At 70.2% G+C, this 14,273-nt stretch carries 7 protein-coding genes; all 7 read left to right on the top strand.

Annotated elements, in window-relative coordinates; genetic code table 11:
- The first annotated feature begins 186 nt into the window (after positions 1-186).
- The 7 genes from dnaA to gyrA all read left to right on the top strand — a co-directional run bounded on the left by dnaA (position 187) and on the right by gyrA (position 14,272).
- On the top strand, positions 187-2,283 hold the full coding sequence (dnaA, locus tag ACIP4O_RS00130) for a chromosomal replication initiator protein DnaA (protein ID WP_401569576.1): 2,097 nt from the start codon (positions 187-189) through the stop codon (positions 2,281-2,283).
- Between the two features lie 2,275 nt (positions 2,284-4,558).
- Positions 4,559-5,689, top strand: a complete 1,131-nt coding sequence (gene dnaN, locus ACIP4O_RS00125) for a DNA polymerase III subunit beta (protein WP_010268730.1) — start codon at positions 4,559-4,561, stop codon at positions 5,687-5,689.
- Positions 5,690-5,767: 78 nt separating this feature from the next.
- Positions 5,768-6,649 carry a phosphogluconate dehydrogenase (NAD(+)-dependent, decarboxylating) gene (gene gnd, locus ACIP4O_RS00120; protein ID WP_401569574.1) on the top strand — a complete coding sequence of 294 codons (882 nt, stop codon included), beginning with the start codon at positions 5,768-5,770 and terminating at the stop codon, positions 6,647-6,649.
- A gap of 96 nt (positions 6,650-6,745) precedes the next feature.
- Positions 6,746-7,909 carry a DNA replication/repair protein RecF gene (gene recF / locus ACIP4O_RS00115; protein WP_401569571.1) on the top strand — a complete coding sequence of 388 codons (1,164 nt, stop codon included), beginning with the start codon at positions 6,746-6,748 and terminating at the stop codon, positions 7,907-7,909.
- 89 nt (positions 7,910-7,998) lie between these two features.
- Positions 7,999-8,541, top strand: coding sequence for a DUF721 domain-containing protein (locus tag ACIP4O_RS00110; RefSeq protein ID WP_401573736.1), 543 nt, complete (start codon positions 7,999-8,001; stop codon positions 8,539-8,541).
- Between the two features lie 809 nt (positions 8,542-9,350).
- Positions 9,351-11,531 carry a DNA topoisomerase (ATP-hydrolyzing) subunit B gene (gene gyrB, locus ACIP4O_RS00105; RefSeq protein ID WP_361332727.1) on the top strand — a complete coding sequence of 727 codons (2,181 nt, stop codon included), beginning with the start codon at positions 9,351-9,353 and terminating at the stop codon, positions 11,529-11,531.
- Positions 11,532-11,647: 116 nt separating this feature from the next.
- A complete protein-coding gene (gene gyrA / locus ACIP4O_RS00100) occupies positions 11,648-14,272 on the top strand; it encodes a DNA gyrase subunit A (protein WP_401569568.1) in 2,625 nt (874 codons plus the stop codon).
- The last annotated feature ends 1 nt before the right edge of the window (position 14,273 follow it).

Here is a 14,273-nt window from a genome sequence, read left to right as displayed (position 1 = left end):
TACAGGCCCCGATGACTACCGTGGCTGGACTGGAACCCTCGTGCCTTGTGCCACGCCGCCGCCCGGAAGCCTTTCCGGATGCCGCGGCGGAGCCCCAGCCACTGATCCACCCCGATCCGACCTGTGTGAACCCGCCCCGGAACCACTCCACGGAGTGCGCCGGAACCGTGTGAGAGAGCGTGCCCTGTGGCTGATGTACCCGCCGATCTTGCCGCAGTGTGGCCGCGCGTGGTGGACCAGTTGCTCGGCGACGGCCCCGACAGCAGGGCTCCGGGGGTCGAGGGCAAGGACGAGCACTGGGTACGGCGCTGCCAGCCCCTCGCGCTCGTCGCCGACACGGCGCTGCTCGCGGTGCCGAACGAGTTCGCCAAGACGGTCCTGGAGGGCCGTCTCGCTCCGGTCGTGAGCGAGACGCTCAGCCGCGAGTGCGGGCGTCCCATCCGCATCGCGATCACGGTCGACGAGTCGATGGGGGACGCTCCCGCGGCGCCTCGCTACGAGGAGCCGGTCCAGGTGCCGCGCCCCCGTTTCGAGGAGCCGGCCCAGCCGCGGTACGAGGAGCAGGGCCGGTACGAGGAGATCCAGCCCCAGACGCTCTACGAGCCGCCGATCGAGCGCGGCCCCACCGTTCGCCCCGTCTACCACGAGTACCAGGCGCCCGGCTCCTGGCCGCGCGTGCACGAGGACTACGGCTGGCAGCAGCAGCGCCTCGGCTACCCGGAGTCCGACACGTACGGCCAGGGCGGCCGCGGCGACTACCGGCAGGCGCCGGCCGAGCGCTCCCCGTACGAGAAGCAGGACGGGCGCGAGAGCCGCGACGAACGGTACGAACAGCCGGAACGCGCCGAGCGCGGTGATCGTCCCGAGCGCTTCGACGCGGGCGACCGGTACGAGTCCGGCGAACGCTACGAGCCGGGCGAGCGGTACGAATCCGCGGAGCGGTACGAGCAGGAGCGGCCCGCCTCCCCGTACGAGCAGCAGCGAGGGGTGTACGAGAAGCCGGGCGGGCGCGGTGGGTACGGGCGCGGCTACGAGGAGCAGCGTCCGCGCGAGGAGACACGCGGGTACGAGGAGCACGGCGCCGGTGAGCAGCGGGAGCGCGGCGAGGAGCCCGCGCGGCCGGGGCCCGGGCGGCAGCGTGGTCCCGCCGGGGTACCGCTGCCCTCGCAGGGCGGACCTTCGCTGGCGCCGAGCGGGGCGCCGGGGCCCCTGGCCGCGCAGCCCGCGCCCGCGGCGGGCCCTGGCGAGCCGACCGCGCGGCTGAACCCGAAGTACCTCTTCGACACGTTCGTGATCGGCGCGTCGAACCGCTTTGCGCACGCGGCGGCGGTCGCGGTGGCCGAGGCGCCCGCGAAGGCGTACAACCCGCTTTTCATCTACGGCGAGTCCGGCCTCGGCAAGACGCACCTCCTGCACGCGATCGGTCATTACGCGCGCAGCCTGTATCCCGGGACGCGGGTGCGGTACGTGAGTTCCGAGGAATTCACGAACGAGTTCATCAACTCCATCCGGGACGGCAAGGGCGACAGTTTCCGCAAGCGGTACCGCGAGATGGACATCCTCCTCGTCGACGACATCCAGTTCCTCGCGGACAAGGAGTCGACGCAGGAGGAGTTCTTCCACACCTTCAACACGCTGCACAACGCGAACAAGCAGATCGTGCTCTCCTCCGATCGTCCGCCGCGCCAGTTGGTGACGCTTGAGGACCGGCTCAGGAACCGTTTCGAGTGGGGACTGACCACGGATGTCCAGCCGCCGGAGCTGGAGACCCGCATCGCGATCCTGCGCAAGAAGGCGGTGCAGGAGCAGCTCAACGCCCCGCCCGAGGTCCTGGAGTTCATCGCTTCGCGCATCTCGCGGAACATCCGTGAGCTGGAGGGCGCGCTCATCCGGGTGACCGCCTTCGCCTCGCTGAACAGGCAACCCGTCGACCTCGGCCTCACCGAGATCGTGCTCAAGGACCTCATCCCCGGCGGCGAGGACGCCTCGCCGGAGATCACGGCCTCCGCGATCATGTCGGCGACCGCCGACTACTTCGGCCAGACCGTCGAGGACCTGTGCGGCTCCTCGCGCAGCCGGGTCCTGGTCACGGCGCGGCAGATCGCGATGTACCTGTGCCGCGAACTGACCGATCTCTCGCTGCCGAAGATCGGCGCGCAGTTCGGCGGTCGCGACCACACGACCGTCATGCACGCCGACCGGAAGATCCGGGCGCTCATGGCGGAGCGACGCTCGATCTACAACCAGGTCACGGAGCTGACGAACCGGATCAAGAACGGGTAGTCGGGGAGCCGGTGGGGGGCCGTTGGGGGAGCAGCGGGGGGGCGGGCCTTGGGGTCGGGCGGGGCAGGTCCTGGGGGCCCAGGGCGGGTCGGTGGGTGGTTCGCGAGCTGGGGGCGCGGAGTTGTCGGTGGTGCGCGACTTGTTCGATGGCGTGGGCCGTTGGCTCGCGTAGCTGGGGGGCCGACGCGTGGTGCGACTCGGCTGGGTTCCGGTCGGATGATCTGTGGTCTCGCTCGGTTCGCTGAAATCTCGTCACCAGGAAGAGTGACGGGATTTTTTATTGGGGCTTGGTTATCCACAGATTGGGGGGCGTGGTCGGGGGCGGCTTGCGATCCGCGAAATAATGGATGCAGGGGAGCCCCCCAGGGCGGGTGGGGGCTGTCCGCTGCGCAGTGGCTGGCTGCTTGCAGTGGGGTGGCCCCTGCTTCCAGCGGGGTGCCGTACGTGTGCAGCCAGTGCCGTACGTGCACCCGGTGCCCCGCTTGCAGCCAGTGCCGCACGCGCAGCAGGCGCCCCGCTTGCAGTAGTTGACGTGATTGCGGCAGTGGACGTGATTGCACCGGGCTGCCCTGCCGCGCAGCGGGCGGCAGAAGGGCGCGGCTGTACGAGTCCCCTCCGCCCCGCGCACGGATGCGTACCGCCGACCAGGCCCGCGCGACCAAGCCCCCCAGCGGCTCACCATGCGGGTTGCGTGACGCAGTGAGCGCACCTCACCTGACACGCCCCCGCTCCTGCCGCCTCCGCGCGCACCCGCCCCACGTGCCTCCCCGCCCTGAGCCAACGACCGCAGCACGCAGCGACGCCCGTACGACACCCTCGGGCGGCCGCGCCCCGCGCACATCCTGAGCGGCAGTCGGCAGCCCGAGCCCCCCACCAACTGCTCCTCTGCAAGTGCACGCGCCCGCCGAGCCGGAGGCCACCCAGACCCGGCAACAGCCCGCATAGGGCGGTCCAGCTTCGGCATGGACCCGCTACCCCCTCGGCACGGGCCCGCTAGCCCCACCTCGTCCAGACGGCCCCGCCCGCCCTCACCTGTCGCCGGTTCAACGCCCACTGCCACCCGCCCGGCCCACCACGACTCGCCCTCCCCCAGCCCTCCGTCGCCTGACCGCCCGTCGAAGCCCCACCCAACCCCGCACCCCCACCCCCGCTCCCTCGGCCGGCAGAAACGCCCCGCCCCGCCCTCGCAGAGCCGCACCACCAGCACCCACCCCGCCCCACCCCCTGATCCCCCCTCACGCCCCCCGCGCCCCCCGCTCCCCACCCCCCGTCACACGCCTCCCCCAATTCCCCAACCACCCAGAAACCACCGCCCCCCACACCCCCAACACGTCTCCAAAACACCCCCACCCGCACCCGCGTCCCCCTCATCCCCACCTCCCCCCTCCCCCGCATCGCCCCTCCGCACCTCTCCCCCCACCCCCTCCCTGTTCGATTCCTCGCCCGGTTACGGGTGTTGTCCACAGATTCGGCGACTTTTTTTCCTCCACATGGTGGGGACAGCGGAGTTGTCCAGATCCTGTCCACAGGGGAGGCTGTGTGGACACGGTCCTGGCTGGTCAGGTGGCTGGGGATTAGTGGAAAACCGTTATCCACAGGCTGTGGAGAACTTTTTGTCCACAGGCCGTCCGGGAGGCTTGTCCACCGGGTTCGGGCGGCTGCCCACAGGCAGGGAGTGGTTGTGCACAGCTTCTCCACAGGGCTGTCCACTGTTCGGCAACAGAACACGCCCCCTCACCGCCGCGAGTGAAAGGCGTCACAGCGAAGCTGACAGACCCCCTGTGGGAAACCGTCGCGGATCTGGGGACGCAGCTGGGGACAAGTCGGCCTCTCTTGTGGACGCCCTGTGCACAACTTTCGGCTGTCCACAGTTACCCCGGGTTCTCCCCAGGCGCCGTCCCCAGGACCTGGGGATAAAAAACCTGCTCTGAGCTGCGAAAACGGGGTTATCCACGGTATCCACAGGCCCTACTACTACTAACGACTAGAGAGAGCTGGGAATTCGTTTCGAAGCGGGGCCTGTGCACAACTCGCTCCGAGGCCTCCGAAGAGCTCCGAGGCCGATTTGACGACCGAGGGCACCAGCTGTCAGTGCGGTACGTCAGACTGGACACCGACGTCCTTCCCCGCCGAGGGCCGAGGGACACCTCGCTTCCCGAGCCGGGGGCGACACGGTCCCGGTCCCCGAGCGGAGCGGGCGCCAGACAGAGCGGCTGCCGCGAGAAGCAGGCGAGCGGCGGCAGACGAGCAGGAATCACGCAGGAGGCGGGCTCAGGTGAAGATCCGGGTGGAACGCGACGTACTCGCGGAGGCAGTGGCGTGGGCGGCACGCAGCCTCCCGGCTCGCCCGCCGGCTCCGGTCCTCGCGGGCCTGCTGCTGAAGGCGGAGGAGGGCACCCTGAGCCTCTCCGGCTTCGACTACGAGGTCTCGGCGCGGGTCTCCGTCGAGGCCGAGACGGAGGAGGAGGGCACCGTCCTCGTCTCCGGGCGCCTCCTTGCCGACATCTGCCGCGCCCTGCCCAACCGCCCCGTGGAGATTTCCACAGACGGTGTACGGGCGACGGTCACCTGTGGATCGTCCCGCTTCACGCTCCACACGCTCCCCGTCGAGGAGTACCCGGCGCTGCCGCAGATGCCCTCCGCGACCGGCACCGTGCCCGGTGAGGTCTTCGCCTCCGCCGCTCAGCAGGTCGCCATCGCCGCGGGCCGCGACGACACCCTCCCCGTCCTCACCGGCGTGCGCATCGAGATCGAGGGCGACACCGTGACCCTCGCCTCCACCGACCGCTACCGCTTCGCGGTCCGCGAGTTCCTGTGGAAGCCCGAGGACGCCGAGATCTCCGCCGTCGCGCTCGTCCCGGCGAAGACCCTCCTCGACACCGCCAAGTCGCTCACCAACGGCGACAACGTGACGATCGCGCTCTCCGGCTCCGGCTCGGGCGAGGGCCTCATCGGCTTCGAGGGCGCGGGCCGCCGCACCACGACGCGGCTCCTGGAGGGCGACCTCCCGAAGTACCGCACGCTCTTCCCCACCGAGTTCAACTCGGTCGCCGTCATCGAGACCGCGCCCTTCGTCGAGGCCGTCAAGCGCGTCGCCCTCGTCGCCGAGCGGAACACCCCGGTGCGGCTCAGCTTCGAGCAGGGCGTGCTGATCCTGGAGGCCGGTTCCAGCGACGACGCACAGGCTGTGGAGCGCGTCGACGCGCAGCTCGAAGGCGATGACATCTCCATCGCCTTCAACCCGACCTTCCTGCTCGACGGGCTCAGCGCCATCGACTCGCCGGTCGCCCAGCTCTCCTTCACGACCTCGACGAAGCCGGCCCTGCTGAGCGGTCGCCCGGCCGTCGACGCCGAGGCCGACGACGCCTACAAGTACCTGATCATGCCGGTACGGCTGAGCGGCTGAGCCCACAGGTGTGCACGGCCCCCCGGCAGTAGGCTCGGACACCGGTACGAAAGCCAGCACGCGACCTAAGGAACAGTGATGGAGCTCGGTCTCATCGGCCTCGGCAAGATGGGCGGCAACATGCGCGAGCGCATCCGCCGCGCAGGCCACACCGTCATCGGCTACGACCGGAATCCGGACGTCTCGGACGTCGGCAGCCTCGAAGAGCTGGTGAGCAGCCTCAAGGGTCCGCGCGTCGTGTGGGTCATGGTTCCGGCCGGTGCCGCGACCCAGTCCACGGTCGACGAGCTCGCCGCGCTCCTGGAGCCGGGCGACGTCGTCGTCGACGGCGGGAACTCCCGCTGGACGGACGACGAGAAGCACGCCGTCGAGCTGGGCCTCAAGGACATCGGCTTCGTCGACTGCGGAGTCTCCGGCGGCGTCTGGGGCCTCAAGAACGGCTACGCGCTGATGTACGGCGGCACCGACGAGAACGTCGCCAAGGTGCAGCCGGTCTTCGACGCCCTCAAGCCCGAGGGCGACTTCGGCTCCGTCCACGCGGGCAAGGTCGGCGCGGGCCACTTCGCGAAGATGGTCCACAACGGCATCGAGTACGCCATGATGCAGGCGTACGCCGAGGGCTGGGAGCTCCTGGAGGCGGCCGACTCGGTCACCGACGTGCGGGAGATCTTCCGCTCCTGGCAGGAGGGGACCGTCATCCGCTCCTGGCTCCTCGACCTCGCGGTCAACGCGCTCGACGAGGACGAGCACCTGGAGCAGCTGCGCGGGTTCGCGGCCGACTCCGGCGAAGGCCGCTGGACGGTCGAGGCCGCGATCGACCACGCCGTACCGCTGCCCACCATCACGGCCTCGCTCTTCGCGCGCTTCTCCTCGCGCCAGGACGACTCGCCGCAGATGAAGATGATCGCCGCGCTGCGCAATCAGTTCGGCGGCCACGCGGTCGAGAAGAACAGCAAGTAGGACGCCACGCGGGGCGGTGTGCGGCACGGTCGACGTGACGCGCGCCGCCCCGCGCCGGTGAGTCCCGCGCCGGGAGTCGAGGAGCCCGCTCAGCCCATGCACGTCACGCACCTGTCGCTGGCCGATTTCCGCTCGTACGAGCGTGCCGAGGTGAGCCTCGAACCGGGCGTCACCGCCTTCGTGGGCCCCAACGGGCAGGGCAAGACCAATCTCGTCGAAGCGGTCGGCTACCTCGCGACCCTCGGCAGCCACCGCGTCGCCTCCGACGCGCCCCTCGTCCGCGCCGGCGCCGAGCGTGCCTTCGTGCGCGCCGCCGTCACGCAGGGCGAGCGCAGCCAGCTCGTCGAGCTGGAGATCAACCCGGGCCGCGCCAACCGGGCCCGGATCAACCGCTCCTCGCAGGTCAGGCCGCGCGACGTGCTCGGCATCGTACGCAGCGTGCTCTTCGCCCCCGAGGACCTCGCCCTCGTCAAGGGCGACCCCGGCGAGCGGCGCCGCTTCCTCGACGAACTCCTCACCGCCCGCCACCCCCGGATGGCCGGAGTCCGCTCCGACTACGAGCGCGTCCTCAAGCAGCGCAACACCCTGCTGAAGTCCGCCGCGCTCGCCCGCCGCCACGGCGGTCGCACCCTCGACCTCTCCACGCTCGACATCTGGGACCAGCACCTCGCCCGCGCGGGCGCCGAACTCCTCGCCCAGCGCACCGACCTCATCGCCGCGCTGCAACCCCTCGTCGACAAGTCCTACGAGCAACTCGCCCCCGGCGGCGGACCGGCCCTCCTGGAGTACCGGCCGTCCGCGCCCGGTACCGCGCACAGCCGCGAGGAGTTCTTCGAGCAGCTGCTCGCCGCGCTCGGCGAGATGCGCAAACAGGAGATCGAGCGCGGCGTGACCCTCGTCGGACCGCACCGCGACGACCTCCTCCTCAAGCTCGGCGACCTCCCCGCCAAGGGCTACGCGAGCCACGGCGAGTCCTGGTCGTACGCGCTCGCGCTCCGCCTCGCCTCCTACGACCTGCTCCGCGCCGAGCCCTGGGCCCCGCAGACGGCGCCCGGGCCCGAGGGGCAGCGCAGCGGCGAGCCCGTACTGATCCTCGACGACGTCTTCGCGGAACTCGACGCCCGCCGCCGCGACCGCCTCGCCGAGCACGTCGCTCCCGGCGAGCAGGTCCTCGTCACCGCGGCCGTCGACGAGGACGTGCCCGCCCCGCTCAAGGGCGCCAGGTACGCGGTCTCCGAGGGGACGGTGCGGCGCGTATGAGCGAGGAGCAGGCGAGGGGCGGGCGTCCGCGCGGGCAGGCGTCGGGGCAGTCCTCGGGAGCGCACCAGCCCGCTCTCGACGCCGCCGCCGTGCCCGAACAGCCCGTACCGCCCGCCGCGAAGCCCGCGCCAAGGACCGCGGGGTCCGGCGCCGACCTCGCCCGCGAGGCGCTGCGCGCCGCCCAGAAGCAGGCCCGCGAGCAGGGCCTCGGCGTCCACGCGCGCGGCCCCGAGCGGCGGGGCAACCGGCGAGGGGCCCGCGGCGAGGGACGCGAACCGCTCTCCTTCGGCGCCGCCATCCACCGGCTCATGTCCGATCGCGGCTGGGAGACCCGCGCGGCCGTCGGCGGGGTCATGAACCGCTGGCCGCAGATCGTCGGCGAGGACGTCGCGCGCAACAGCGAGCCGCTGCACTACGACGAGGAGGAGCGGATCCTCCGCGTCCGCTGCCAGTCCAACAGCTGGGCCACCCAGCTGCGCCTTCTCGCCCCTCAACTCGTCGCCCGTCTCAACGAGGCCCTCGGCCACGACACCGTGCGCCTGCTGCGCATCGAGGGCCCCTCCAGCCCCTCCCGCCGCTACGGGCCCCTGCGGGCGCCCGGCAGCCGCGGGGACAGGGACACCTGGGGCTGAGGCCTTCGCCCGCGACAGTACGGAGCCTTCCCGCCCCACGCCGGGAACGGGCCGGCCGCGCACGCCCCACGCCGGGAAACCGGCACGGGCAGCGCAGCAGGCCGGGAAACCGGCACGGGCAGCGCAGGCCGGGGAACCGGCACGGGCGTCGCGCACGCCGGGAAACCGGTAAGGCCCCGTCCGCCTGAAACCGGTACGGGCCCCGACCGCCCCCTCCGGCCGTACGCCGGATCGCGGTCGTCCTCCCCGCCCCCGATCCGCCTCATGTGTCCCTGCCCACCCCCCGCCCCTCCCGTGCGCGCCGTGCGCGGGAGCCGCCGCGGGCACGCCGCCCCCCGCCGTACTCCTCGTGCCGCTCCGGGCGCACCGCCCGTCCTCGCCCGCCCGCCGAAAGGGCTTGCTCACCCCGGCGGTCACCGCTCTGACCTGGGCGTCTTCGGGGCTTCGGCGGGTACGGCGCGAAGTCGTCACCGGTGGTTGACACCCCGGAACCGGGCCGAAGCGCTGAGTGCCGCTGTGAGCCCCCTGGAGCCCCGGTCCGCATATGGGGAGTCGGAAGTGGTCGGTTGAGGGCGGCACATGCGTACTCAGCTACCCGCAAACCCCCATCACTGTCGGCGTTACCGGTAGACTGAGCAGTAATCCCGCTCCCGGGGCGGGGGCTTGACGAGTGACGAGACCTCGACACTCGGTGAGTACCGCTTCAGCAGCACCGCACCACCCGCATCAACTCGCACACCGCGAGACCGCACCGCCGACTAACGCCGAGCAGAACGACGCAGCCGCTCCCGTCCTTCGGGTTCAGGTCTGTGCTGTGCCAGAAAGGGCGCTTCGTGGCCGATTCCGGCAACCCCAACGAGAACAATCCGTCAACCCCGGACGAGGACGGCCGCAGCGCTGTGCCCGAGCCGGGGCAGAGCGATGTTTCACGTGAAACATCGGCGGCGGCCGAGGCGGAGGCGGACGCGGTGAGCGGCGATGTTTCACGTGAAACATCGAGCCTGCCCGAGGCCTCCTACGACGCCAGCGCGATCACGGTCCTGGAAGGACTGGACGCGGTACGCAAGCGCCCGGGCATGTACATCGGCTCGACCGGTGAGCGCGGCCTGCACCACCTCGTCCAGGAAGTCGTGGACAACTCGGTCGACGAGGCCCTCGCCGGGCACGCCGACACGATCGACGTCACGATCCTTTCGGACGGCGGCGTCCGGGTCATCGACAACGGGCGAGGCATCCCCGTGGGCATCGTGCCCTCGGAGGGAAAGCCGGCCGTCGAGGTCGTGCTGACCGTCCTGCACGCGGGCGGCAAGTTCGGTGGTGGCGGCTACGCCGTCTCCGGTGGTCTGCACGGCGTGGGCGTCTCGGTCGTCAACGCGCTCTCCACGCGCGTCGAGGTCGAGGTGAAGACCGACGGTCACATCTGGACCCAGCAGTACGAGCGCGGCGTGCCGATCGCCCCCCTGCACAAGGGCGAGGCGACCCAGGAGCACGGCACCTCGGTGACCTTCTGGGCCGATGGCGACGTCTTCGAGACCACCGAGTACTCCTTCGAGACCCTCGCGCGCCGCTTCCAGGAGATGGCGTTCCTCAACAAGGGCCTCACCATCAAGCTCACCGACGAGCGCGAGTCGGCGAAGGCCACGGTCGGCGCGGACAGCGCCGAGGTCGTGGACGCGGAGGAGCCGCCCGAGGCCCGTACCGTCACGTACCACTACGAGGGCGGCATCGTCGACTTCGTGAAGTACCTCAACTCCCGCAAGGGCGAGGTCATTCACCCCTCGGTCATCGATGTCGAGGCCGAGGACAAGGAGAAGCTGCTCTCCGTCGAGGTCGCGATGCAGTGGAACGCCGGTTACACGGAGGGGGTCTACTCCTTCGCGAACACGATCCACACGCACGAGGGCGGTACGCACGAGGAAGGCTTCCGCGGCGCGCTGACGACGATCGTCAACAAGTACGCGCGTGACAAGAAGCTGCTCCGCGAGAAGGACGGGAACCTCACGGGTGACGACATCCGCGAGGGCCTGACGGCGATCATCTCCGTGAAGCTCGGTGAGCCGCAGTTCGAGGGCCAGACGAAGACGAAGCTCGGCAACACCGAGGCCCGTACCTTCGTGCAGAAGATCGTCTACGAGCGCCTCGCGGACTGGTTCGACCGGAACCCGAACGAAGCCTCGGACATCATCCGCAAGGGCATCTCCGCCGCGACCGCCCGTGTCGCCGCGCGCAAGGCCCGCGACCTCACTCGGCGCAAGGGCCTCCTGGAGACGGCCTCGCTCCCCGGGAAGCTCTCCGACTGCCAGTCGAACGACCCGACCAAGTGCGAGATCTTCATCGTCGAGGGTGACTCCGCCGGTGGCTCGGCGAAGTCCGGGCGTGACCCGATGTACCAGGCGATCCTCCCGATCCGCGGCAAGATCCTGAACGTCGAGAAGGCCCGCGTCGACAAGATCCTCCACAACCAGGAGATCCAGGCGCTCATCTCGGCCTTCGGCGCCGGGGTGCACGACGACTTCGACATCGAGAAGCTCCGCTACCACAAGATCATCCTGATGGCGGACGCCGATGTCGACGGGCAGCACATCAACACGCTGCTCCTGACCTTCCTCTTCCGCTTCATGCGCCCGCTCGTCGAGGCGGGACACGTCTACCTCTCGCGGCCTCCGCTCTACAAGATCAAGTGGGGCAAGGACGACGTGGACTACGCCTACTCCGACCGCGAGCGGGACGCGCTCATCACCCTGGGCCGCGAGAACGGCAAGCGGCTGCGCGAGGGCGCGGTGCAGCGCTTCAAGGGGCTCGGCGAGATGGACGCCGAGGAGCTGCGGGTGACGACGATGGACCAGGACCACCGTGTCCTCGGCCAGGTCACCCTCGACGACGCCGCTCAGGCAGACGACCTCTTCTCCGTCCTCATGGGCGAGGACGTCGAGGCGCGCCGCCAGTTCATCCAGCGCAACGCCAAGGACGTCCGCTTCCTCGACATCTAGGCATCCCCCTCCGGTGGCCGGCGGCCCGCGCGCCCCCGGCCACCGGAGCCCGGGCCCGGAGCACCGGGCCGGACAGCCCCTGGATAGCGAGCAGGCCGAAAGGACCAGTACGGCACATGGCCGACGAGAACACCCCCACCCCCGACGAGGAACCCACGGGGCCGATCCCCGGAGCCGACGAGGGCGTCGCAGGACTCGCGATGCGCGTCGAGCCCGTCGGGCTCGAAACCGAGATGCAGCGCTCGTACCTCGACTACGCGATGTCGGTCATCGTCTCGCGTGCGCTGCCCGACGTGCGGGACGGGCTCAAGCCCGTGCACCGTCGCGTGCTCTACGCGATGTACGACGGCGGCTACCGGCCCGAGAAGGGCTTCTACAAGTGCGCCCGCGTCGTCGGCGACGTCATGGGCAACTACCACCCGCACGGTGACTCCTCGATCTACGACGCCCTCGTCCGTCTCGCCCAGACCTGGGCGATGCGCATGCCGCTCGTCGACTCCAACGGCAACTTCGGCTCGCCGGGCAACGACCCGGCCGCCGCCATGCGGTACACCGAGTGCAAGATGGCCCCCCTCTCGATGGAGATGGTGCGGGACATCGACGAGGAGACCGTCGACTTCTCGGACAACTACGACGGCCGCTCCCAGGAGCCGGACGTCCTGCCCGCGCGCTTCCCGAACCTGCTGATCAACGGCTCGGCGGGCATCGCGGTCGGCATGGCCACCAACATCCCCCCGCACAACCTGCGTGAGGTCGCGGCCGGTGCCCAGTGGTACCTGGCCCACCCCGAGGCGGGCAACGAGGAACTCCTCGACGCGCTCATCGAGCGGATCAAGGGCCCCGACTTCCCCACCGGTGCCCTCGTGGTCGGCCGCAAGGGCATCGAGGAGGCCTACCGGACCGGACGCGGCTCCATCCCCATGCGCGCGGTCGTCGAGGTCGAGGAGATCCAGAACCGGCAGTGCCTCGTCGTCACCGAGCTGCCGTACCAGGTCAACCCCGACAACCTCGCCCAGAAGATCGCCGACCTGGTCAAGGACGGCAAGATCGGCGGCATCGCCGACGTCCGTGACGAGACCTCCTCGCGCACCGGGCAGCGGCTCGTCGTCGTCCTCAAGCGGGACGCGGTCGCGAAGGTCGTCCTCAACAACCTCTTCAAGCACACCGACCTCCAGACCAACTTCAGTGCGAACATGCTGGCCCTGGTCGACGGTGTGCCGCGCACGCTCTCCCTCGACGCCTTCATCCGGCACTGGGTCACGCACCAGATCGAGGTCATCGTCCGGCGCACGCGGTTCCGGCTGCGCAAGGCCGAGGAGCGCGCCCACATCCTGCGCGGTCTGCTCAAGGCGCTCGACGCGATCGACGAGGTCATCGCGCTCATCCGCCGCAGCGACACCGTCGAGGACGCGCGCACCGGCCTGATGGGCCTCCTGGAGATCGACGAGATCCAGGCGAACGCGATCCTGGAGATGCAGCTCCGCCGCCTGGCGGCCCTGGAGCGGCAGAAGCTCATGCAGGAGCACGACGAGCTCCAGCGGCGTATCGACGAGTACAAGGCGATCCTCGCCTCGCCCGAGCGGCAGCGGCAGATCGTGAGCGACGAACTCGGCCAGATCGTCGACAAGTTCGGCGACGACCGCCGCAGCCAGCTCGTGCCCTTCGACGGCGACATGTCCATGGAGGACCTGATCGCCGAGGAGGACATCGTCGTCACGATCAGCCGCAGCGGGTACGTCAAGCGGACCCGTACCGACGACTACCGCTCGCAGAAGCGGGGCGGGAAGGGCGTGCGGGGCGCGAAGCTGAAGGAAGACGACATCGTCGACCACTTCTTCGTCACCACGACCCACCACTGGCTGCTCTTCTTCACCAACAAGGGCCGGGTCTACCGGGCAAAGGCGTACGAGCTTCCGGACGCCGGCCGCGACGCCCGCGGGCAGCACGTCGCGAACCTGCTCGCCTTCCAGCCCGACGAGTCGATCGCGCAGATCCTCGCGATCAAGGACTACGAGGCGGCCCCGTACCTGGTCCTCGCGACCAAGGGCGGCCTGGTGAAGAAGACCTCGCTCAAGGACTACGACTCGCCCCGCTCCGGCGGTGTCATCGCGATCAACCTGCGCGAGACCGACGACGGTGGCGATGACGAGCTGATCGGCGCCGAACTCGTCTCGGCCGACGACGATCTGCTGCTCATCAGCCGGAAGGCGCAGTCGATCCGGTTCACCGCGACGGACGACACTCTGCGCCCGATGGGCCGTGCCACTTCGGGCGTGAAGGGCATGAGTTTCCGTGACGGAGACGAACTGCTCTCGATGAATGTCGTGCGTCCGGGTACTTTCGTCTTCACCGCGACCGACGGCGGCTACGCGAAGCGCAGTCCCGTCGACGAGTACCGGGTCCAGGGTCGTGGCGGCCTCGGCATCAAGGCTGCCAAGATCGTCGAGGACCGGGGTTCGCTCGTCGGTGCGCTGGTGGTCGAGGAGACCGATGAGATCCTCGCCATCACGCTCGGGGGCGGTGTGATTCGTACGCGAGTCAATGAGATCAGGCAGACGGGCCGTGACACCATGGGCGTCCAACTGATCAACCTGGGCAAGCGCGATGCCGTCGTGGCCGTCGCGCGCAACGCCGAGGCCGGACGCGAGGCCGAAGAGGTCGACGCGGACGGTCCTGACGAGGAGCCCCAGGCGGACCCGGCCGAGGGCACGGCGGAGGGCACGGAGCCCTCGGCCGAATAAG

The organism is Streptomyces sp. NPDC088923, from assembly GCF_044749745.1.
GTDB lineage: Bacteria > Actinomycetota > Actinomycetes > Streptomycetales > Streptomycetaceae > Streptomyces.
Note: the sequence above shows the minus strand (reverse complement) of the source record. Positions and strands in the feature narration are given on the sequence as shown.

Bases quoted from the DNA above. Each gene is read 5' to 3' on its own strand.
- gnd (WP_401569574.1), top strand. From the start codon at position 5,768: ATGGAGCTCGGTCTCATCGGCCTCGGCAAGATGGGCGGCAACATGCGC.
- recF (WP_401569571.1), top strand. From the start codon at position 6,746: ATGCACGTCACGCACCTGTCGCTGGCCGATTTCCGCTCGTACGAGCGT.
- gyrA (WP_401569568.1), top strand. From the start codon at position 11,648: ATGGCCGACGAGAACACCCCCACCCCCGACGAGGAACCCACGGGGCCG.